The sequence below is a fragment of the Collinsella sp. AF36-3AT genome, from assembly GCF_003475205.1.
GTDB lineage: Bacteria > Actinomycetota > Coriobacteriia > Coriobacteriales > Coriobacteriaceae > Collinsella > Collinsella aerofaciens_AF.
The window spans coordinates 77,591-97,315 of record NZ_QROZ01000003.1; the positions used below are offsets into that span (position 1 = coordinate 77,591).

Annotated in this window: 15 protein-coding genes and 4 tRNA genes; all 19 read left to right on the forward strand. The window is 63.3% G+C overall.

What is annotated here, in order from left to right; all coding sequences use genetic code 11:
• The first annotated feature begins 52 nt into the window (after positions 1–52).
• The 19 genes from DW003_RS04170 to DW003_RS04255 all read left to right on the forward strand — a co-directional run bounded on the left by DW003_RS04170 (position 53) and on the right by DW003_RS04255 (position 19,724).
• A complete protein-coding gene (locus DW003_RS04170; protein WP_118237889.1) occupies positions 53–1,216 on the forward strand; it encodes a double-cubane-cluster-containing anaerobic reductase in 1,164 nt (387 codons plus the stop codon).
• 50 nt (positions 1,217–1,266) lie between these two features.
• Positions 1,267–2,031 (forward strand): acyl-CoA dehydratase activase, encoded by a 765-nt coding sequence (locus DW003_RS04175; RefSeq protein WP_118387725.1) that lies wholly within the window; start codon positions 1,267–1,269, stop codon positions 2,029–2,031.
• A gap of 70 nt (positions 2,032–2,101) precedes the next feature.
• Positions 2,102–3,151 (forward strand): selenide, water dikinase SelD, encoded by a 1,050-nt coding sequence (gene selD, locus DW003_RS04180; protein WP_118387727.1) that lies wholly within the window; start codon positions 2,102–2,104, stop codon positions 3,149–3,151.
• A 60-nt stretch (positions 3,152–3,211) separates the two neighbouring features.
• Positions 3,212–3,838 (forward strand): sulfurtransferase-like selenium metabolism protein YedF, encoded by a 627-nt coding sequence (gene yedF, locus DW003_RS04185; protein ID WP_118387729.1) that lies wholly within the window; start codon positions 3,212–3,214, stop codon positions 3,836–3,838.
• Positions 3,839–3,857: 19 nt separating this feature from the next.
• Positions 3,858–4,109 (forward strand): DUF3343 domain-containing protein, encoded by a 252-nt coding sequence (locus DW003_RS04190; protein WP_022095212.1) that lies wholly within the window; start codon positions 3,858–3,860, stop codon positions 4,107–4,109.
• The gene (locus DW003_RS04195; RefSeq protein ID WP_118387731.1) at positions 4,106–5,245 is read left to right on the forward strand and encodes an aminotransferase class V-fold PLP-dependent enzyme; all 1,140 of its coding nucleotides are present in this window, start codon (positions 4,106–4,108) and stop codon (positions 5,243–5,245) included. The genes DW003_RS04190 and DW003_RS04195 overlap by 4 nt, the downstream gene beginning before the upstream one ends.
• A 67-nt stretch (positions 5,246–5,312) precedes the next feature.
• A complete protein-coding gene (gene brnQ, locus DW003_RS04200; RefSeq protein ID WP_117840093.1) occupies positions 5,313–6,671 on the forward strand; it encodes a branched-chain amino acid transport system II carrier protein in 1,359 nt (452 codons plus the stop codon).
• 91 nt (positions 6,672–6,762) lie between these two features.
• Positions 6,763–6,839, forward strand: a tRNA-Pro gene (locus DW003_RS04205).
• A 6-nt stretch (positions 6,840–6,845) separates the two neighbouring features.
• A tRNA-Gly gene (locus tag DW003_RS04210) sits at positions 6,846–6,919 on the forward strand.
• Between the two features lie 323 nt (positions 6,920–7,242).
• Positions 7,243–8,079 carry a formate/nitrite transporter family protein gene (locus tag DW003_RS04215; protein WP_117758999.1) on the forward strand — a complete coding sequence of 279 codons (837 nt, stop codon included), beginning with the start codon at positions 7,243–7,245 and terminating at the stop codon, positions 8,077–8,079.
• A gap of 184 nt (positions 8,080–8,263) precedes the next feature.
• Positions 8,264–9,721, forward strand: coding sequence for an L-seryl-tRNA(Sec) selenium transferase (gene selA, locus DW003_RS04220; RefSeq protein WP_158558628.1), 1,458 nt, complete (start codon positions 8,264–8,266; stop codon positions 9,719–9,721).
• Positions 9,718–11,682 carry a selenocysteine-specific translation elongation factor gene (gene selB / locus DW003_RS04225; protein WP_117786476.1) on the forward strand — a complete coding sequence of 655 codons (1,965 nt, stop codon included), beginning with the start codon at positions 9,718–9,720 and terminating at the stop codon, positions 11,680–11,682. Before selA ends, selB begins: the two co-directional genes overlap by 4 nt.
• A gap of 62 nt (positions 11,683–11,744) precedes the next feature.
• Positions 11,745–11,841, forward strand: a tRNA-Sec gene (locus tag DW003_RS09925).
• A 263-nt stretch (positions 11,842–12,104) separates the two neighbouring features.
• Positions 12,105–13,460 carry an NADP-specific glutamate dehydrogenase gene (gene gdhA / locus DW003_RS04230; RefSeq protein ID WP_117840090.1) on the forward strand — a complete coding sequence of 452 codons (1,356 nt, stop codon included), beginning with the start codon at positions 12,105–12,107 and terminating at the stop codon, positions 13,458–13,460.
• A 132-nt stretch (positions 13,461–13,592) separates the two neighbouring features.
• A complete protein-coding gene (locus DW003_RS04235) occupies positions 13,593–14,495 on the forward strand; it encodes a xanthine dehydrogenase family protein subunit M (protein WP_199408869.1) in 903 nt (300 codons plus the stop codon).
• Positions 14,495–17,326, forward strand: a complete 2,832-nt coding sequence (locus DW003_RS04240) for a molybdopterin cofactor-binding domain-containing protein (RefSeq protein WP_118387733.1) — start codon at positions 14,495–14,497, stop codon at positions 17,324–17,326. Before DW003_RS04235 ends, DW003_RS04240 begins: the two co-directional genes overlap by 1 nt.
• Positions 17,327–17,466: 140 nt before the next feature.
• A tRNA-Leu gene (locus tag DW003_RS04245) sits at positions 17,467–17,550 on the forward strand.
• 88 nt (positions 17,551–17,638) lie between these two features.
• Entirely contained in the window at positions 17,639–18,940 is a 1,302-nt protein-coding gene (gene tig, locus DW003_RS04250) for a trigger factor (protein WP_233545500.1), read from the forward strand.
• Between the two features lie 163 nt (positions 18,941–19,103).
• Positions 19,104–19,724 carry an ATP-dependent Clp protease proteolytic subunit gene (locus tag DW003_RS04255; protein ID WP_022095182.1) on the forward strand — a complete coding sequence of 207 codons (621 nt, stop codon included), beginning with the start codon at positions 19,104–19,106 and terminating at the stop codon, positions 19,722–19,724.
• Position 19,725 lies beyond the last annotated feature (1 nt).

The window sequence follows — 19,725 nt, forward strand, 5'->3', positions numbered from 1 at the left end:
CGGGCACCTGGGAAAGCCGCTTCCTTGGTTGGTTAAAAGGTTTAGGAGTTATATGTCGGAAAATATTGAGCAGCCGTTGCCCAGCACGTTTGAGGAGTTCAACGAGCAGCGCAAGGCGGCGTTTATTCGCGTTAAGGATTACAAGCAGGCGGGTAATCGCCTGGTCGGCTTTTTGTGCAGCTATACGCCGCTCGAGATTATCGATGCCGCGGGCGCCTCGAGCGTGGCTCTGTGCGGTACGTCCGACGAGGTGATTCCCGAGGCCGAGAAGGTGCTGCCGGCAAACCTCTGCCCGCTCATCAAGTCGACGTATGGTTTTGCCTATTCGCAAAAGTGCCCGTTTACGTACTTTAGCGACATGATCATCGGCGAGACCACCTGCGACGGCAAGAAGAAGATGTACGAACTGCTGGGGGAGCTCAAGCGCACGCACATTCTGCACCTGCCGCAGGGTCGCGATCGCGCCTACGAGCGTGAAAGCTGGTACGAGGAGTGCCGCCTGCTCAAGGAGGAGCTCGAGAACTTCTACGGCATCACGATTACCAACGATGACCTGCGCGCTGCCGTCCGTCGTCGCAACCGCCTGCGTGCCGCCCAGCTCGAGATGTTTGCGCTGCAGGCTAACCAGCCGGCGGCCATGAGCGGCGTCGACCTGATGAGCACTATGTTTGCCGGTACGTTCAGCTTTGATATCGAGGCCTATACGCAGCAGCTGGAGCAAAAGGTTGCCAAGCTGCGCGAGGCCTACGACGCGGGCGAGCGCCCGGTTGCGGCGGATGCCAAGCGCGTTCTGATCACCGGCTGCCCGGTGGGCGGCGTGATCAACAAGATAGGCCGTACTATCGAGTCCAACGGCGGTGTGGTCGTGTGCATGGACGACTGCTCGGGCGAGCGCACGGCGGCCATGATGATCGACCCGGAGGCTCCCGATATCCTGCGCGCCATCGCCGACCGCTACTTGGACATCAACTGCTCGGTCATGACGCCCAACGACGGTCGTATGGAAAACACGCTGGCCATGTGCGAGAAGTATCATGTCGATGGCGTGGTAGAGAGCGTGCTACAGGCCTGCCACACCTTTAACGTGGAGAGTGCGCGCATGCAGGAGGCTGTCGAGGGTGCGGGTATTCCGTATATGAAGATCGAGACCGACTACAGCAACGGTGACATGGGCCAGATCGAGACCCGCATCGCCGCCTTCATCGAAACCCTGTAGGATAAATGCGGCAAAGGGACAGTCGCTTTGCCGCATAGAAGGAGGATGCCGTGGTTGGCATTGGTATCGACATAGGCTCGACGGCGGCGAAGGCCGCGGTGGTGGACACGGACGGCGCCATCGCGTGGACCTGCGTCATGCCGACGGGGTATTCGTCGGTCGATGCGGCGGAGCGCTTGCGCGGCGAGCTTGTCGCGGCTGGCTATGACGTGTGTGCCGACGATGTTCGCGTGGTCGCGACTGGCTACGGCCGTGTCGCCGTGCCCTACGCTCACAAGGTCGTGACCGAGATTACCTGCCACGGCACCGGTGCCGTGCGTCTGTTTGGCGATCACGGCACGGTGATTGACGTGGGGGGCCAGGACACCAAGGTCATCCAGCTTAAAGGCGGCCGCGTGGCCAAGTTTGCCATGAACGACAAGTGCGCTGCCGGCACGGGGCGCTTTTTGGAGATCATGGCCGACCGCCTAGGCATTTCCCAGCAGCAGATGGCCGACCTGGCGCGTTCCGGCGAGCCTACCAAGATCAGCAGCATGTGCACGGTATTTGCCGAAAGCGAGGTTATCAGCCTGATCGGTCGCGGTGAGCCGCGCGAGAACATCGCACGTGGCGTGATCGACAGCGTGGTCTCGCGCGTGGCGACCATGGCCGGGCAGGCGGTGGGCGCCCCGTACTATCTGACCGGTGGTCTGTGCGAGAACGCCTACGTTGTGGAGCGGTTGGGCGAGCTGCTGGGGTCGCCGGTGACCACCTCGCCCCAGGCCCGCTTTGCCGGTGCCATCGGCGCGGCGATTCGCGCACAGGCGCTCGATTAATGCATCGGCCGTGGGCCTGCATTCATGCGTATACTGGTAGGAAATGATTGACCGGCGAGAGGAGGTATCGATGGCTGACGATCAGATTAAGCTCACGTCTATGACTGCCGCGAGCGGTTGAGCCGCTAAGTTGGCTCCTGGAGCCCTCGCCCAGGTCTTGGGCGACTTACCCAATGTGCATAACGACAACCTGCTCGTGGGGTTCGATACCTCCGACGATGCGAGCGTCTTCCGCGTCGGCGATAACCTGGGCCTCGTGCAGTCCATCGACTTCTTCCCGCCGATGGTCGACGACCCGTTTCTGTTTGGCCAGATCGCGGCGGCAAACTCGCTGTCGGACATATACGCCATGGGTGGACGACCGAGTCATGCTATGAACCTGCTGTGCATTCCCAATTGCCTGGGCGTTGAGGTTGCCGGGCAGATTTTGGCGGGTGGCGCCGACAAGTGCGTCGAGGCTGGCTGCACCATCGCGGGCGGCCACACCATCAACGACGACGAGCCCAAGTACGGCCTGTCCGTGAGCGGTTTTGTGCCACTCGACCGCATGCTCGCCAACAGCGGTGCGCGCGTGGGCGATGTCCTACTGCTGACCAAGGCGATCGGCTCGGGCATTATCACCACGGCCATTAAGGGCGAGCTCATCGAGCAGGACGAGGCCAGCCGGATGTTTGATTCTATGCGCACCCTCAACGAGGCCCCGATCCGTTTGGCCGAGGGGCTCGAACTTCACGGCTGCACCGACATTACGGGCTTTGGCCTGATTGGGCATGCGTGCGAGATGGCCGAGGGCTCGGGCGTGCAGATTGAGCTTGCGTCGGGGGCGGTGCCGCTCTTTGACCAGGTGCTCGACATGGCGCGTCTGGGCATTATCCCCGCTGGCTCCTATCGCAACCAGGACTTCTTTGGCCCGCGCGTGGCTGCCGACGAGGACCTGGAGCCGGGCATGTTGGATGCGCTGTACGATCCGCAGACCTCGGGTGGTTTGCTCATCGCGGCGCCTGCTGCCGATGTGGATGAGCTTGCGCGTCGTTTACATGCCGAGGGGCGCGTTGCCGCCACAATCGGTCGCGTGTGCGAGCCGGTGCCGGGCGGTCCTGCTGTTCGCGTTGTGCATTAAGGAAAACCGTTTATGCGACCGCCTGCTGTTCTGGGCGGTCCCTTTTGAAAGGATGTAGCTATGTCTACCAAAATTGAAGTCAATGCCATGGGCGATGCCTGCCCGCTGCCCGTTGTCAAGACGCTTAAGGCGCTCAAACAGCTTGACGGCGAGGGTGCCGTGGTGACCTCGGTCGATAACGAGACCGCCGTCAAGAACATCTCCAAGATGGCGCAGGAGAAGGGCTGCACGGCCTCGGTCGAGAAGGTTTCTGACGCTGAGTGGCACGTGACCGTGGCGACCTCTGGCGCCATTGCCGTGGCCGATCCCGAGCAGGATGGCGCTGCCTTCTGTGGTGCCAGCACCGGCAAGGGCGAGCTCGTCATTTCCGTCTACACCGACTGCATGGGCCGCGGCGACGACGAGCTGGGCCACAAGCTCATGAAGGCCTTCATCTTTGCCGTGACGCAGCAGGAGGAGCTGCCCGCGACCATGCTGTTCTACAACGGCGGAGCCAAGCTCACCGTCGAGGGCTCTCCGGTGCTCGACGACCTGAAGGGGCTGGCTGAGCAGGGCGTCGAAATCCTCACCTGTGGCACCTGCCTCGACCACTATGGCATTAAGGACCAGCTTGCCGTGGGCGAGGTCACGAACATGTATGTGATCGTGGAGAAGATGGAGCAGGCCGTGCGCGTCGTGCGCCCGTAGCGTATTGGTTGGAGTTGCCATGAGGGAGAAGCGCCCGGCGCTTGTCATCACGTTTCCCACCACGGCGGCCGCCATGGGCTGCGAGTCCCTGTGCATCGAGCGCGGCCTTCCCGGGCGAACGATTCCCGTGCCCGGGGAGGTCGCTGCCGGCTGTGGTCTGGCGTGGAAAGCGTTGCCTGCCGATGAGGAGCTGCTGCGCGGCGAACTCGCCGCGGCGGGCGTTCCCACCGAGGGCTATACCGTGATTGATATGTGGGAGGTCGTGCGATGATCTACCTGGATAACGCGGCGACGACCATGCACAAGCCGCAGACGGTCATCGATGCCGTGACGCAGGCGATGTGCTCGCTCGGCAATGCCGGGCGCGGCGCCACGTCGGGTGCCCTCGATGCCGCTCGTACGATTCACGGTTGCCGTGCCAAGCTCGCGCGCTTGCTGGGCTGCCCGCGGGCTGATCATGTGTGCTTTACGCCCAACTCTACGGCGGCGCTCAACACCGCCATCTGTGGCGTGGTGCGCCCCGGCGACCGCGTGGTCACGACGGTGCTCGAGCACAACTCCGTGCTGCGTCCGCTCAACCGCCTGGCAGCGGAGCGGGGTGTGACCGTTGAGCATGCGGGCTGTGACGTAAGCGGCGCGCTCGACTACGACGAGCTCGAGCGGCTAGTCACGCCCGGTACGCGTGCCGTGGTGGTGACGCATGCCTCTAATGTGACCGGCAACGCGGTCGACATTGCGCGCGTGGCGGCCTTGGCACATGCCGCGGGTGCGCTTGTGATCGTCGATGCCTCGCAGTCTGCCGGTACGGCGCATATCGATATGCAGGCCATGGGGCTCGACGTGGTGTGCTTTACCGGCCACAAGGGGCTCATGGGCCCGCAGGGCACCGGCGGCCTGGCCGTGGCGGAGGGCGTCGACGTGGCGCCCTGGGCCATGGGCGGCACGGGCGTGCACAGCTTCGATGCGTTACAGCCCATGGAGTGGCCCACGCGGCTCGAGGCGGGCACGCTCAACGGCCACGGTGTCGCCGGCCTTTCTGTCGGCCTCGACTTTATCGAGGCCCAAGGTGGGGTCGAGGCGATTGCGGCGCATGAGCGAGCACTGGCGGATCGCTTTCTCGCTGGCGTGCGCGAAATCCCGGAGATCAAGCTCTACGGTGCCTTTGACCAGCCCGTGCGCTCGGCGATCGTTTCACTCAACGTGGGCGATATCGATTCGGCCGAGATTTCGGACGCGCTCATGCAAGGGTGGGGGATTGCGACGCGCCCCGGCGCCCACTGCGCTCCGCTCATGCACCGCGCGTTGGGGACCGAGCGCCAGGGTGTCGTTCGCTTCTCGTTTGGGTATTTCAACACGGACGAGGAAGTTGACGCCGCGATTGAAGCTTTGCGCGATTTAGCTTGCTAAAGCGTATATACTTGCGGGATGGGCCTTTTGCCCGTCCCGTTTTTGTTTCGACCCGAAAGGTGGTCCCATGGCCTCATCCGCGCCGCGCGGCCTGCGCTCCGACCATGTCGTTACCGTCGGTATCGCCCTGTTCTCGATGCTCTTTGGCGCCGGCAACCTTATTATTCCGCCGCTGCTGGCGCTGCAGGCAGGTTCTGCCACGCCGGTCGCCATGCTCGGCTTTCTCATTGCCGCCATCGGCCTGCCCGTCATGGGCTTTATCGCCGTGGCACTTGCCGGAACGGCGCGCGAGCTTGCCGGCCGTGTGCATCCCAAGTTCGGCGAGTTCTTTGTCGCGGCGGTGTATCTGGCTATCGGCCCGTGCCTGGCCATTCCGCGCACGAGCTCCACGGCCTTCGAGATGCTGGTGCCGCTGTTGCCCGAGGGCGTCTCGCTCGGCACGGCGCGCCTGGTGTTTGCCGTCGGCTTCTTTGTCGTCGCGTTTGCGCTCACGCTGCGCCCGGGCGTCATCACACGCGTGCTCGGCCGCATTACGGGCCCCGCGCTCATTGCGCTCATCGTGCTGGTCGTTGGTGCTGCCGTGATCTCGCCGCTGGGTCCCGCTGCCGCGCCGCAGGCCCCCTACGATGCTGGCGCTGCCGTGCAGGGCTTTCTGACTGGCTATCAGACCATGGACCTGCTCGCGTCGCTCGCCTTTGGCATCATCATCGCCGAGACCATCCACGAGTTGGGTGTTACCGATGACAAGCGCGTGGCCTTCGAGATTTCGCGTTCCGGTGTGATCGCCGGCGTACTCATGGCCATCATCTACTGCGGCTTGGGCCTTGCCGGTATGCAGCTCGGCACCGTGATGCCCGACGCTACCAACGGCGCCGCCATCCTCGCCCGTTCGGCCTCCATGCATTTTGGGCTTGCCGGCACGGTCGTGGTCTTTGCGATCTTTTTCCTCGCCTGCATGAACGTGTGCATCGGCCTCATCAGCTGCTGCTCGCGTTACTTCTGCGAGACGTATGTGGTCGAAGGGGGAGCGGAGGCCTCTGAGGAGGCCATGCGCCGCCCCTTTGCGGTTCTCGCCTTTGTGTTCGCAGCGTTTTCGTGCGTGCTCTCCAACGTGGGCCTCGACGTGATTCTTATGTTCTCGGTGCCCATGCTCAATGCCTTGTATCCCGTTGCCATTGTGCTGGTGCTTATGGGCCTGGTGCACGGTTTTTGCGACGCGCATCCGCAGGTATGGGTCTGGGTCGGCGGCGTCGTCGCGGTGCAGAGCGTGATCACCTCGGTCCGCGACGCGTTCTTTGCTGGCGCGTGGCTACCGTTCGATGCGCTGCCGCTGGCGGATATCGGTGCCGCGTGGGCGCCGGTCGCCGTGGTGGCGTTTGTGATAGGCCTGCTCCACAGCCGGTTTGTCGCACATTCGAGGAGCTAGAATATCGCCGCTTGCACAGGCGGGAAGTCTCCCCTATAATTTCCTTCGCTTTGGGACACGCAAGGTTTATGCCTTAGCTGCTCAACACCTTCGGGACGTGGCGCAGTTTGGTAGCGCGCCTGCTTTGGGAGCAGGATGTCGCAGGTTCAAATCCTGTCGTCCCGACCATATCTTGCGGGCGTAGTTCAATGGTAGAACCCCAGCCTTCCAAGCTGATGACGCGGGTTCGATTCCCGTCGCCCGCTCCATAAGAATTGTTTTAACGGCTTTGGTTTCCTTTGGGAATCAGAGCTGTTTTCGTTTACGCGCCGGGCGACGGGAATCGAACCCGTCAGGGTGCGGAGCTGAGAAAATGCGTGAGCATTTTCCAGCGCAGCACGCAAGGGCCGAAGGCCCGCAGCGAAACAAGGATTTGCGAAGCAAATCCTTGGACTTCCCGTCGCCCGCTCCAAGCTATATAATCGCAGGCCAATATGCTAATTTGGCTCGCGTTTATTTTTATACCGTCCGACCTCGCGGGGCAAATGAACCAAGAGCGTTTGTCCCACATCGTAAGAAAGTAGTGATTGCCATGGCACAGAGTAAGGCAGAATACCCCACCCCCGACTGCCTGGCGCCCGCCGCGATCGAGGCTAAGTCCGAGGCCGCCGGCGTTACCAAGGCCAACCTGCCGGTCTCGAAGGCCTTTTTGCTCGCCATGTTCGCCGGAGCGTTTATCGCCTTCGGCGGCCTGTTCTTCACGGTCTTTCTGAGCGATCCCACGCTTGGCTGGGGCGCCCAGCGCTTCGTGGGCGGTCTTGCTTTTTGCCTGGGACTGGTGCTCGTGCTCATTTGCGGCGCGGAGCTGTTTACCGGTAACTCGCTTATGGTATGCGCGCTTAAGAGCAAAAAGATTACGCTCGTCCAGATGTTCAAGGCTTGGGCTGTTGTGTGGATCGGCAACTTTGCCGGCGCCCTGTTCGTTGTCTTTTTGATTTACATGGCAGCTATTTATAAGCTCAACGGCGAGGCCGTCGCCAATACCATGGTGAGCGTCGCCGCCGGTAAGGTTGCGATCGACGCCGTTACCATCTTCTTCCGCGGCATTTTGTGCAACATCTTTGTCTGCCTGGCCGTATGGATCGGCACTGCCGGCAAGACCGTGGTCGACAAGGTCGTGGGCATTTTGCTGCCCATCGCTGCCTTTGTGGCCTGCGGTTTTGAGCACTGCGTCGCCAACATGTACTTTTTGCCCATGGGTATTTTGATGCACTCCTGCGGCTATGGAGCCGATGTCGCTGGCGCCGATGCCCTCAACGCTGCCGGGTTGGCGCTCAACCTTACGGTCGCCACGCTGGGCAATATCGTGGGTGGCGCCCTGATCGTGGCGCTGGGCTACTGGTTTATCTACGCCAACAAAGAGTCCTAAAGGACCCAACCCATAACCGACCAAAAAGGGACAGGTTTATTTTGGCAGGTTTTGAGCGAGGCGCTGCGCCGTCTTGTCACGAGCTGCCATAATGGACCTGTCCCTTTTTGCATGTGCGTTGCCGCATTTTGCTGCTGACGACAAAGGGGACCCGCTTTTTATTGAACATGTCGAAAGGCTTTCCATGAGCGACTGCGAATCCATGCCTGCCGAGGTGCGCGACCGCCTGCGCTCCATTCCCGCCGTTCACGAGCTGCTGGCCGAGTGGCCGGTCATGAAGGCTGCCGGCGATGCGGGCGACATGATTGTGCGCGAGGCGATTGATGCCGAGCTCGATGCCGAGCGCGAGGCGATTCGCTCTGGCGTCCCCGCTAGGAATAAGCGCGAGCTCGCCTTGGCCATCGAGCAGCGGTGCCACCGACTGTCGCTGCCGACCCTGCGCCCTGCCGTCAACGCGTCGGGCGTTGTGATTCACACCAATCTGGGCCGTGCTCCGCTTGCTCCCGCAGCGGTGCAGGCGGTGGCCGATGTCGCCCGCGGCTACAGCACGCTTGAGTATGACGTCGCGACCTGTGCCCGTGGGGGCCGCAAAGAGCATGCCGCGCGTCTGCTGCGCACGCTCACGGGGGCGCAGGACGCCCTGGTTGTCAACAACAACGCCGCGGCGGTGCTGCTGGTGCTTGCCGCGCATGCAAGCGGCAAAGAGGTCATCGTGAGCCGTGGCGAGCTTGTCGAGGTGGGCGGCAGCTTCCGCATTCCCGATATCATGGCGGCTTCGGGTGCCAAGCTTGTCGAGGTGGGCTCCACCAACCGCACGCATCTGGATGATTACCGAAGCGCCATTACGCCCAATACGGCGATGATCTTGAAAGTTCATCCTTCTAACTACCGTATCGAGGGTTTCCACGAGGAGGTTTCCGCGGCGGAGCTTTCTGCGCTGGCGCATGAGCACGGGCTGTTACTGTACGAGGACCAGGGCTCGGGCGCTTTGCTTACAGATGAGGTGCTCGTCGATGCTGGGGAGAAGCCCACGTCCGCCTCGCTTTGCGCCGGCGTTGACGTCGTCTCGTGCTCGGGCGACAAGCTGCTCGGCGCCTCGCAAGCGGGCATTATTCTCGGTAGCGCCCAGGTAATCGCCGCCTGTGCCTCGCATCCGCTTATGCGCGCGCTTCGCCCCGGCAAGCTCACGCTCGCGGCGCTCGAGGCCACTTTGCGCCTGTATGTGACCGGATCCGATACAGCGCATCGGGAGATCCCGGTGCTCAACATGCTTTCCGGCGCGCCGGCTCCGCTCGAGCGTCAGGCCAAGCGCCTGCATGACCGCATGCTGCGCAAGCTTCGCGAGTCTCAGTGTGAGGAGGCGGTGGAGCTGCAGGTTGTCGAGGGCGTGTCTGCTCCGGGCGGCGGTTCGCTGCCGACCGTCGAGCTCCCAACTTTTTGCGTTGCCGTCTGTCCCGTCGATGGGCGTCTATCCGCCGATGGCCTAAAGCGCGCTATGGTACAGGAGCCCGATACGCCGGTTGTGACGCGCGTGCGGCACGACCAGGTGCTTTTTGACGTTCGCACGCTTTTGCGCGACACCGACCTTGACCTGTGTGCGTCTGCGTTGGCGGATGCCGTGCGGGCAGGTTTGCGTCGATGACCGCGCGCGAGCTTGTCGAATGTCCCGTTATCGTCGGAACGGCAGGACACGTCGACCACGGAAAGTCGGCCCTTATCGAGGCGCTGACCGGCAAAAATCCCGACCGTCTGGAGGTCGAACGGCGCCGAGGCATGACCACTGAGCTCGGCTTTGGCGAGCTCGAGCTTCCCAGCGGCAAGCTTGTCGGCTTGGTCGACGTACCCGGGCATGCGCACTATCTGCGCGCCATGGTGCAGGGCGCCACCGGCGTGGACGTTGCGTTGCTGGCGGTTTCGGCCGTTGAGGGCGTGATGCCGCAGACCCGCGAGCACGTTCGGGTTCTGGAGCTGTTGGGTGTGACGCGCATGGTCGTCGCACTCACGATGCGCGATTTGGCCGACCACGAGATTGCCGCGCTGGCGGAGCTCGATGTCGAGGCGTTTCTGGACGGGACCGTGTTTGCGGGTGCCTCTATAGTGCCGGTGTCCTCCAAGACGGGCGAGGGCCTGGACGAGCTGCTTACGACGCTCGATAACACGGTTTGTTCGTGCTGGTCGGAGCATCTGGAGGCGACCGCTGGCTCGGGCGCCGCGCCCCGTCTTCCCATCGACCGTTGCTTTAGCATCCGCGGCACCGGAACCGTCGTGACGGGTACGCTGCACGACGGTCCCGTTTCGGTTGGCGATGAGCTCGTTGCGCTGCCGTCGCAAACGCGCTGTCGCGTGCGCGGGGTGCAGGTTCACGGGGATACCCAGTGCGCGGTTCCCGGCCAGCGCGTCGCCCTGAACCTGGTGGGCGATGGCGTGGCGGGCCTCAAGCGCGGCGAGATGCTCGGCGTCGAGGGTCGCGTGGGCCAGACGCTGCGCTTTTTGATGCAACTGACATATGTGGGGCGCGATGGCGTGCGAGCCGGCGTTCTTGCTTCGGGTACACGCGTGCACGTTATGGCGGGCACGGCTGAGGTGCTCGGCCGCATTATGCTTTTAGACGACGAGCCGCCTATTGCGGTCGGCGAGACGCGTGTGGTGCAGGTGCGCCTGGAACGGCCGCTGCCGTTGCGCGCCGGCGATCATGCCGTCATTCTGTCGTATTCGCCGATTTCGCTGCTTGGCGGCGGACGCGTCCTGCTATCGCGCTGTCGCCGCGCGCGGGTCCTGTCGGCGGGGGAGCGCGCGTTGTATGCGGCGCTTGAGTCCGGAGATGTCGCGGACGGCGTACACGCGTGGCTGGCGCTGCAAACGCTGCCTGTTGCTGCTGCCGGTGTTGCCGCAGCGCTCGATCTTGTTACCGGCGAGGTCGAGATCGTTTTGCGTGGGCTTGTGGACCAGGCTGCCGTGTGCGAGCTTGCTGCGGGCGGTGCGGTGCTCTACGCAGATGCCTCGGCTCTCGATGCTGCAATGGATGTGCTGGCTGCGGCCTTGTCCTCCATGCACGCGGCGGCTCCCAAGGAGATCGGCTTTACGTCCGGTGCGGTCGCGCACGCGGCTTGGCCGGGCGCCGGTAACGATGTCGCGATGGCACTTATTGCCGAGGGCTGTGCACGTGGCGTGTGCGCCGTCGACGGTGCCGAGGTGTTCGACCCGCATTCCGCCGCCGCGGCGATACGCGTGGTGCGCGAGGCTGGCCAGCGTATCGTGGCCCTGCTGGATGAGGCCGGTCTTAATGCGCCGACGCTTCCCGAGGTGAGCGAACAGTTGCAGCTCGATCGCGACACCATGACGCGTGCACTGCGCGAGCTTTCGCTCAACCACTCGATCGTTAAGGTCGAGCGCGACGTTGCCTTGTCCGCCGCTGCCGAGGCCCATGCGCGTGAGGTTGTTGCGACGGCTATCGAGGCTGCTGGCGGCGCCGCCACCACGAGTGTGCTGCGCGAAGCCCTGGGCGTGTCGCGCAAACGAACCATTAGCATCTTGGAGCACCTGGATGCCGTGCGCTTTACAGTACTCGACAAGGAGTCCGGCGGTCTGAGATCGCTGCGTTAGCGGTTTCCGCATCGCTCTTTTCGGTTGTGGTCTGTTGGGTTTGGTAAAATACCGCCACGTTTGGGAGCGGATGGGCTCCGGTGGGCCCCGCGGTCTTCAAAACCGTTGTGAGGCGTGCAAAACGTCTTGGATGTGTTCGATTCACATCCGTTCCCGCCAACGCATCTCGCCAAAACCACCACAAAGGTGCCTGTCCCCTTTGTGGTGGTTTCGAAACGTGCGGGAAACAGCTTCGAAACACGCGATTTGCTCGTCAGGCGGTCAAAAAGCTATCTACCTGCATCGTAATCAAAATGAAACATCCGCTCGTTGCCTTATTCGTAACTTTGTAGCAACAGTGCGATATTATCCATACTCGATAAAGCTCACGGCGCATGGGGCGCCGCGAACGACACCTTTCTTTTCCATCAATTGGAGGAAGCATGAGCTACACGCAGAAAGTTCTCGACGAGCTCAAGGCCCGCTATCCCGAGCAGCCTGAGTTCATCCAGGCCGCGACCGAGATCCTCGGCACCATCCAGCCGGCGCTCGACGCCCATCCCGAGTACGAGGAGGCCGCCCTACTGGAGCGCCTCGTCGAGCCCGAGCGCATCGTTATGTTCCGTGTTCCCTGGGTCGACGACCAGGGCAAGGTCCAGGTCAACCGCGGTTACCGCGTCGAGTTCAACTCTGCCATTGGGCCCTACAAGGGCGGCCTGCGCTTTAACCCGACGGTCACCCTGGGTATGCTCAAGTTCCTGGGTCTGGAGCAGATTCTTAAGAACAGCCTGACCACCCTTCCCATGGGCGGCGGCAAGGGCGGCTCCGACTTTGACCCCAAGGGCAAGTCCAACAACGAGATCATGCACTTCTGCCAGTCCTTCATGACCGAGCTCTACCGCCACATCGGCCCCAACACCGACGTTCCCGCCGGCGACCTGGGCGTTGGCGGCCGCGAGGTGGCCTACATGTTCGGTCAGTACAAGCGCCTGACCAACGAGTGGACCGGCGTCCTCACCGGCAAGGGCCTCTCCTTTGGCGGCTCGCTCGCCCGTACCGAGGCCACCGGCTACGGCCTGGTCTACTTTGTGGACGAGTACCTCAAGAGCCGCGGCGACTCCTTCGAGGGCAAGAACGTTGTCGTTCACGGTTCCGGCAATGTCGCTATCTACGCCGTCCAAAAGGTTTCCCAGCTTGGCGGCAAGGTGCTGGCCTGCTCCGATACCCACGGCTGGGTCGAGGATCCCGACGGCATCGACTACTCCGTGCTCGAGCACGTCTACAACCAGAAGCGCTCCGGCCACGACAAGGGCGTCACGCTCGCCATGTACGTTGACGAGAAGCCCGGTGCCGTGTGGCACGAGGGCGACGGCCGCGGTGTGTGGCAGCTGCCCTGCGACATCGCGCTGCCCTGCGCTCGCGAGAACACGCTGCTGCTCGAGGACGCCCAGGCGCTCGTCGCCAACGGCTGCAAGGTGGTCGGTGAGGGCGCGAACATGCCCACGACCATCGAGGCCACGACCTACTTCCAGGAGAACGGCGTCGCCTTTATGCCCGGTAAGGCTGCCAACGCCGGCGGCGTGCTCGTGTCCGGCCTGGAGATGAGCCAGAACGCCGAGCATCTGTCCTGGACCTTCGAGGAGGTCGACGGCAAGCTCGAGCAGCTCATGCGCGGCATGTTCCACAACGTGGACGACACCGCCAAGGAGTATGGCCAGGAGGGCAACTTCGTCATGGGTGCTAACATCGCCGGCTTCCTGAAGGTCGCCGACGCCATGCTTGCCCAGGGCGTCTGCTAAATCCAGCTCGACATAGCAACTGATAAGGCTCCCAGCATTTTTGCCGGGAGCCTTTTTCTATGATGGTGAGGGTCGTGCGCCCTCGTTTGGTACACTTAGAGATACTGGACAAGTGAAGAGATGGGGGAGAACGTGCTCAAGTTCGGTACCTACGTCCGTGTTGGAAACGCGGCCGAAGCCTATGAGCTCTTGCAGAAAAACCGCAACAACAAGATTGTGGGCGGCGGCATCTGGATGCGCCTGGGATCGCGTCGCGTGGCGACGGCGATTGACCTTTCGGCCTGCGGACTCGATCAGATCGAGGAGACCGAGACCGAGTTTCGCATCGGTGCCATGTGCACCCTGCGCCAGCTCGAGTGCCATGCCGAGCTCAACGCGCTCGTCAACAACGTATTTGAGTTTGCCGTTCACGACATCGTGGGCGTGCAGCTTCGCAATACCGCCACGGTGGGTGGCAGCATCTACGGCCGCTTTGGTTTTTCGGACGTGCTTTCCGCCTTCCTCGCGCTCGATTCCTATGTTGAGCTGACGGGCGCCGGCCGCGTGCCGCTCGCCGAGTTTGTGAACATGGGCTATGTGCGCGACGTGATCGAGCGCGTCGTGGTCGTTAAGCACGATTACCGCGCGAGCTACGAGGCCGTGCGCAAGGCCGCGACCGACTTCCCCTCTCTAAACGTTACCGCCGCCTGGTGGGATAACAGCTGGCATGTCACCGTGGGTGCCCGCCCGCTGCGTGCGACCCTGCTGCAGGGCGAGGCATGCGGCCTCGAGAGCGAACAGCCTTCCGAGGACGAGCTGCGCGCCCTGGCCGCGTCCGTGCGCGCGCTGAGCTATGGCACCAACATGTGGGGCTCGGCCGAGTACCGCCGCCGCATCTCGGCCCCGCTGGCGATTCAGGCCGTGCGCCGCGCCGCCGGCATCGAGCTTTCGGCCGCGCTTGCCCGCGAGCTCGAGGGTGTGCAGATTCCCAAGCACGCCACGGACGAGTATTCCTGCCGCCGCGTGCCCGGCGTCGATTCTAGCGAGGTGCGCTAATGGCTGCCAAACTCATCGATCTTTCCTTTACGCTCAACGGCCGCAAAGTCAAGGTTCAGATTGCCCCCGACACCATGCTCTTTGCGCTGCTGCGCGAGCAGGGCTGCGCGTCGGTGCGCTGTGCCTGCGAGACCACCAACTGCGGCCTGTGCACGGTGTGGCTCGATGGCGACCCGGTGCTGAGCTGCTCGGTTCCCGCCGCCCGTGTTGAGGGCCGCTCGGTCACCACGCTCGAGGGCCTCAAGGCCGAGTCTGAGGCGCTCGCCCGTGCGATGGCTGCCGAAGGCGCTGAGCAGTGCGGTTTTTGCGCCCCCGGCCTCATCATGAACGTGCTTGCGCTCGCCCGCGCCGCCAAGGAGGACCCGAGCCTCGTCGCCACGCGCGAGGAGCTCTCGCGCCAGCTCGCCGGCAACCTCTGCCGCTGCAGCGGCTACGAGAGCCAGCTGCGCGCCATCGTGCGCTTCCTTAACGAGTCTGGCGTGCAGGTGGGCTTCGAGATGCCCGAGCTGCCGGTCAATAACACCAGCTCTGACGGCGTCACCTACAAGCAGATCACCCACAAGCAGCCCAAGAAGGACTCGAAGGCCCTGCTCGAGGGTCGTCCGGTCTACACCGGCGATATGGTGCCCGCCGGTGCGCTCATCGTCAAACTCAAGCGCAGCCCCTATGCCCGCGCCAAGATCCGCTCCATCGATACGTCGCGCGCCCTGAAGGTACCGGGCGTCGTGGGCGTCTACACCTACGAGGACGTGCCCAAGCGCCGCTTTACCATCGCCGGCCAGAGCTACCCGCAGCCGAGCCCCTACGACCGCCTGATCCTCGAGAACCTGGTGCGCTACCAAAACGAGGAGGTGGCGATCGTCGCCGCCGAGACCGAGGAGGCCGCCGACAAGGCGCTCAAGCTCATCAAGGTCGACTACGAGGTGCTCGAGCCGTTGCTCGACTTTACCCAGGCACTCGATAACGACATCGTGGTCCACCCCGAGGGCGACGTGACCTTTATGTTCCCGCAGGGCGGCGACGTGCCCCGCAACCTGGTGTGCAGCGGTACCAGCGACTTTGGCGACCTGGACGAAGCCTTCGCCCAGAGCGACATCGTCTTTGAGCGCACCTACACCAGCCAGGCCACGCAGACCGCTCCCATGGAGACCTTCCGCGCCTTCGCGACGACCGACGCGTTCGGCCGCATCTCGGTGACCACCTCCACGCAGGTGCCCTTCCACGTGCGCCGCATGGTCGCGCAGTCGCTCGATATCCCGCAGTCGCAGGTGCAGGTCATTAAGCCGCGCATCGGCGGCGGCTTTGGCTCCAAGCAGACGGGCTGCTGCGAGATCTTTGTTGCGTTTGTGACCCAGCAGACCGGCCGTCCGAGTTACTGCTGCTACACCCGCGAGGAGACCATCACTGCGGGCAACTCGCGCCACCAGATGCAGATGACCGTTAAGCTGGGCGCCATGAACGACGGCACCATCACGGCCATCGATCTGCACACGCTGTCCAACGCCGGCGCGTACGGCGAGCACGCTACCACGACGATCGGCCTCTCGGGCCACAAGAGCCTGCCCATCTACAACCACGTGAAGGCGAGCCGCTTTAGCTGGGACGCCGTCTACACCAATACCAACCGCGGCGGCGCGTATCGAGGCTACGGTGCCACCCAGGGCCAGTTTGCCGTGGAGAGCGCCGTCAACGAGCTCGCCGACATGCTGCACATGGACCCCGCCGACCTGCGCCTTAAGAACATCGTGCGCGAGGGCGAGATCATGCCGCAGTATTACAACGAGAAGCTCAACGCCTGCGCGCTCGACCGCTGCCTGCTGCGCGCGATGGACATGATCGGTTGGCGCGACAAGCCGCTGGCCGTGGACCTGGGCGACCGCGTGCGCGCCCTGGGTTGCGCGCTTACCATGCAGGGCTCGGGCATCTCCAACGTGGATATCGCCGGCATTGACATGCGCCTGGAAGAGGACGGCTTCATTACCATCGGCACCGGCGCCACCGATAACGGCATGGGCGTCGACACGATCCTGGCGCAGATTGCCGCCGAGGAGCTGGGCGTGGAGAGCTCGCTCATCGTGGTACGCGGCGTGGACACCGATGTGTCGCCGTTCGACGCTGGCTCGTACGCGAGCTCGGGTACGTACGTGACGGGCCTTGCCGCCAAGAACGCCGCGACCGAGCTGCGTGAGAAGATCTGCGCCAAGGCCGCCCAGATGTGGGACGTGGACGCCGTCGACGTGGTCTTCGACGGCCAGTACGTGCGCCTGTCCGACGAGCGTGCCGCTCGCGAGCAGAACCGCTACCTCACGCTGCGCGAATTTGCCAACCTATGCGTCAAGAACATCGCGGGCGGCGACGCGCTGACCTCGCACGCCTCTGCCTGCCTGCCCGTTTCGCCCCCGCCGTTTATGGCCGGCATTGCCGAGGTCGAGGTCGACAAGGCCACCGGCAAGGTGACCGTGGTGGACTACGCGGCGGCCGTCGACTGCGGCACCGTGATCAACGAGGCGCTCGCGCGCGTCCAGGCCGAGGGCGGCATTGCCCAGGGTATCGGTCATGCGCTCTACGAGATCGTCGAGCACGACGACCGTGGCCGCCTGCGCACCGGCAACTTTATGAGCTACAAGCTGCCCACGCGCCTGGATATCGGCAGTATTCGCGTGGCCTTTGAGCCGAGCTACGAGCCTACGGGCCCGTTTGGCGCCAAGTCGATCGGCGAGGTCGTCATCAACACGCCGCTCGCCGCCGTGGCCTCGGCCGTGGCACACGCCACCGGCCACCAGGTGCGCTCGCTGCCGATCACGCCCGAGAAGGCCCTGCTGGGGGAGTAGCGGGTCGGCGAACAAGTCGTAATGGGCGGGGCGGGGCAACTCGCCCCGCCTTTCGCACTCGTGGTGAGGTCGTGAGCCTGTAAAACGTGTGCGTGCGCTTGTCGTTCGTATCTGCTATCATTCCTAGTCTGTGCGCTCATGCGGGCGTGGCGGAATTGGTAGACGCGCCAGATTTAGGTTCTGGTGGGATTCCCGTGAAGGTTCGAGTCCTTTCGCCCGCACCAACGCATCTGCGTCGGCTTCGGCCGTCGCGACTCTTTGTTGCATAAAGGTACCAGCACCTCAGATAAGCTGGGCAGTATGAGGAGGAACGTGTTGAACATCACCGCTTCTGACGTCAAGGACGCCAAGCTCACCGCTACGGTCACCATCCCGGCCGCCGACGTCGACGCCGCGATCAAGAAGGCCTACAAGGACACCGCCAAGAAGTACCGCTTCCCGGGCTTCCGTGCCGGCAAGGCTCCCCGTCCGGTCATCGATTCCGCTCTTGGCGCCGAGGCTACCCTCGCTCAGGCCACCAACGACCTGATCGCCGCCAACGAGCCCGCCGTCCTCAACGAGCTGGACATCGTCCCCACCAAGAGCGGTGACTACAAGGAGCTCGACCTCGCCAAGGATCACGAGGACTACACCTACACCGTCGAGTTCTCCCTGCGTCCTGCTGCCGAGCTCTCCTCCTTCGACGCCGTCGAGATCGAGATGCCCCCCGCGGAGGTCACCGAGTCCGAGATCAACAACCAGGTCGAGATGCTCCTCAACTACCGTGCCACCTTCGAGGACGTTGAGGGTCGCGCTGTCGAGGCTGACGACTATGTGACCGTCGACCTCAAGGCCGTCGAGAACGCCGACAACTTTGCCGCCGAGGGTCGCATGCTCATCGCCGGTAACGACAGCAACCCCAAGGAGTTCAACGAGGCCCTGATCGGTGCTAACGTTGACGACGTCAAGACCGTCACCTGGACCGACGAGGTCGAGGAGGGCGAGGAGGCCGAGACCCACACCGTCGAGGTCACCGTCAAGGGCATCAAGGTCCGCAACACCCCCGAGCTCACCGACGAGCTTGTCAAGTCCGACTTCGGCTTCGACAGCATCGACGCTATGCGCGACGCCATCAAGATCGAGATCGAGCAGGACAAGGCTTCCCGCCTTCCGGCCGAGAAGGAGAACCGTTGCGTCTCCGCTCTCGCCGAGCGCCTGCAGCTCGACGAGATGGACGCCGACTACGAGCAGTCCGTCTTTGAGGAGCTTGGCCAGAACTTCCTGTCCAACCTCGCTGCCCGTGGCATGACGCTCGACACCTGGCTGCCCGCTTCCGGCCTGACCATGGAGCAGTTCATCGGCGATCTGCACAAGCAGGCCAACGACGTTGCCCGTGAGTCCCTGGCTCTCGACGCCCTCGCCCGTGAGCTCAAGATCGAGGTCACCGTGGACGACATCAACGCCGAGTTCGAGAAGGCCGGCGTCAAGGACGTCGAGGCTTCCAAGGCCGAGTTCATCGCCGATGGCCGCATGCCTGCCGTCCGTGAGTCCATCCGTCGCTCCAAGGCCGTCGATCACCTGGTCGAGAACGCCAAGGTGACCGAGGTCGACGAGACCGCCAAGGACGCCGAGTAATTCTCGCCACCTTGCCCACGAGCGCTTGCGTGCGCCCATGATGGGGTAAAGTTATAAGCCGGTTATCCGGTTGCTTCGTACGGTGCCAGCCAATGCATAGCATGCGGGCACCGTACGTTTATCTAGAACCAATTTGGTCCGCAAGAGAGAAATGGAGATGCGTATGATCGCTAAGTTCGATTCCGCCCTCGTGCCATACGTTATCGAGCAGACGCCGCGCGGCGAGCGCAGCTACGATATCTATTCACGCCTGCTCAACGACCGCATCATCTTCTTGGGCGAGGAGATCAACTCCGTCAGCGCCAACCTGGTCGTTGCCCAGCTGCTGCATCTTGAGAGCCAGGATGCCGAGAAGGATATCTCGCTCTATATCAATTCGCCCGGTGGCGAGGTTTACTCTGGCCTGGCGATTCTTGACACCATGAACTTCATCAAGCCGCAGGTCTCCACCATCTGCGTCGGTATGGCCGCGTCTATGGCTGCCGTGCTGCTTTCGGCCGGCGCCAAGGGCAAGCGCTTCTGCCTGCCGCACTCCAAGGTCATGATTCACCAGCCCAGCGGCGGTGCCCAGGGTCAGCAGACCGAGATCGAGATCGTGGCCGAGGAGATCAAGAAGACCCGCCGCGAGCTCAACCAGATCCTGTCCGATGCCTCGGGCCAGCCGATCGAGAAGGTCCAGGCCGACACCGAGCGCGACAACTACCTGACCGCTGCCGAGGCCCTCGACTACGGCCTGATCGACCGTATCGTCACCTCGCGCGATCTTGCCGCGAAGGACGCCTAGG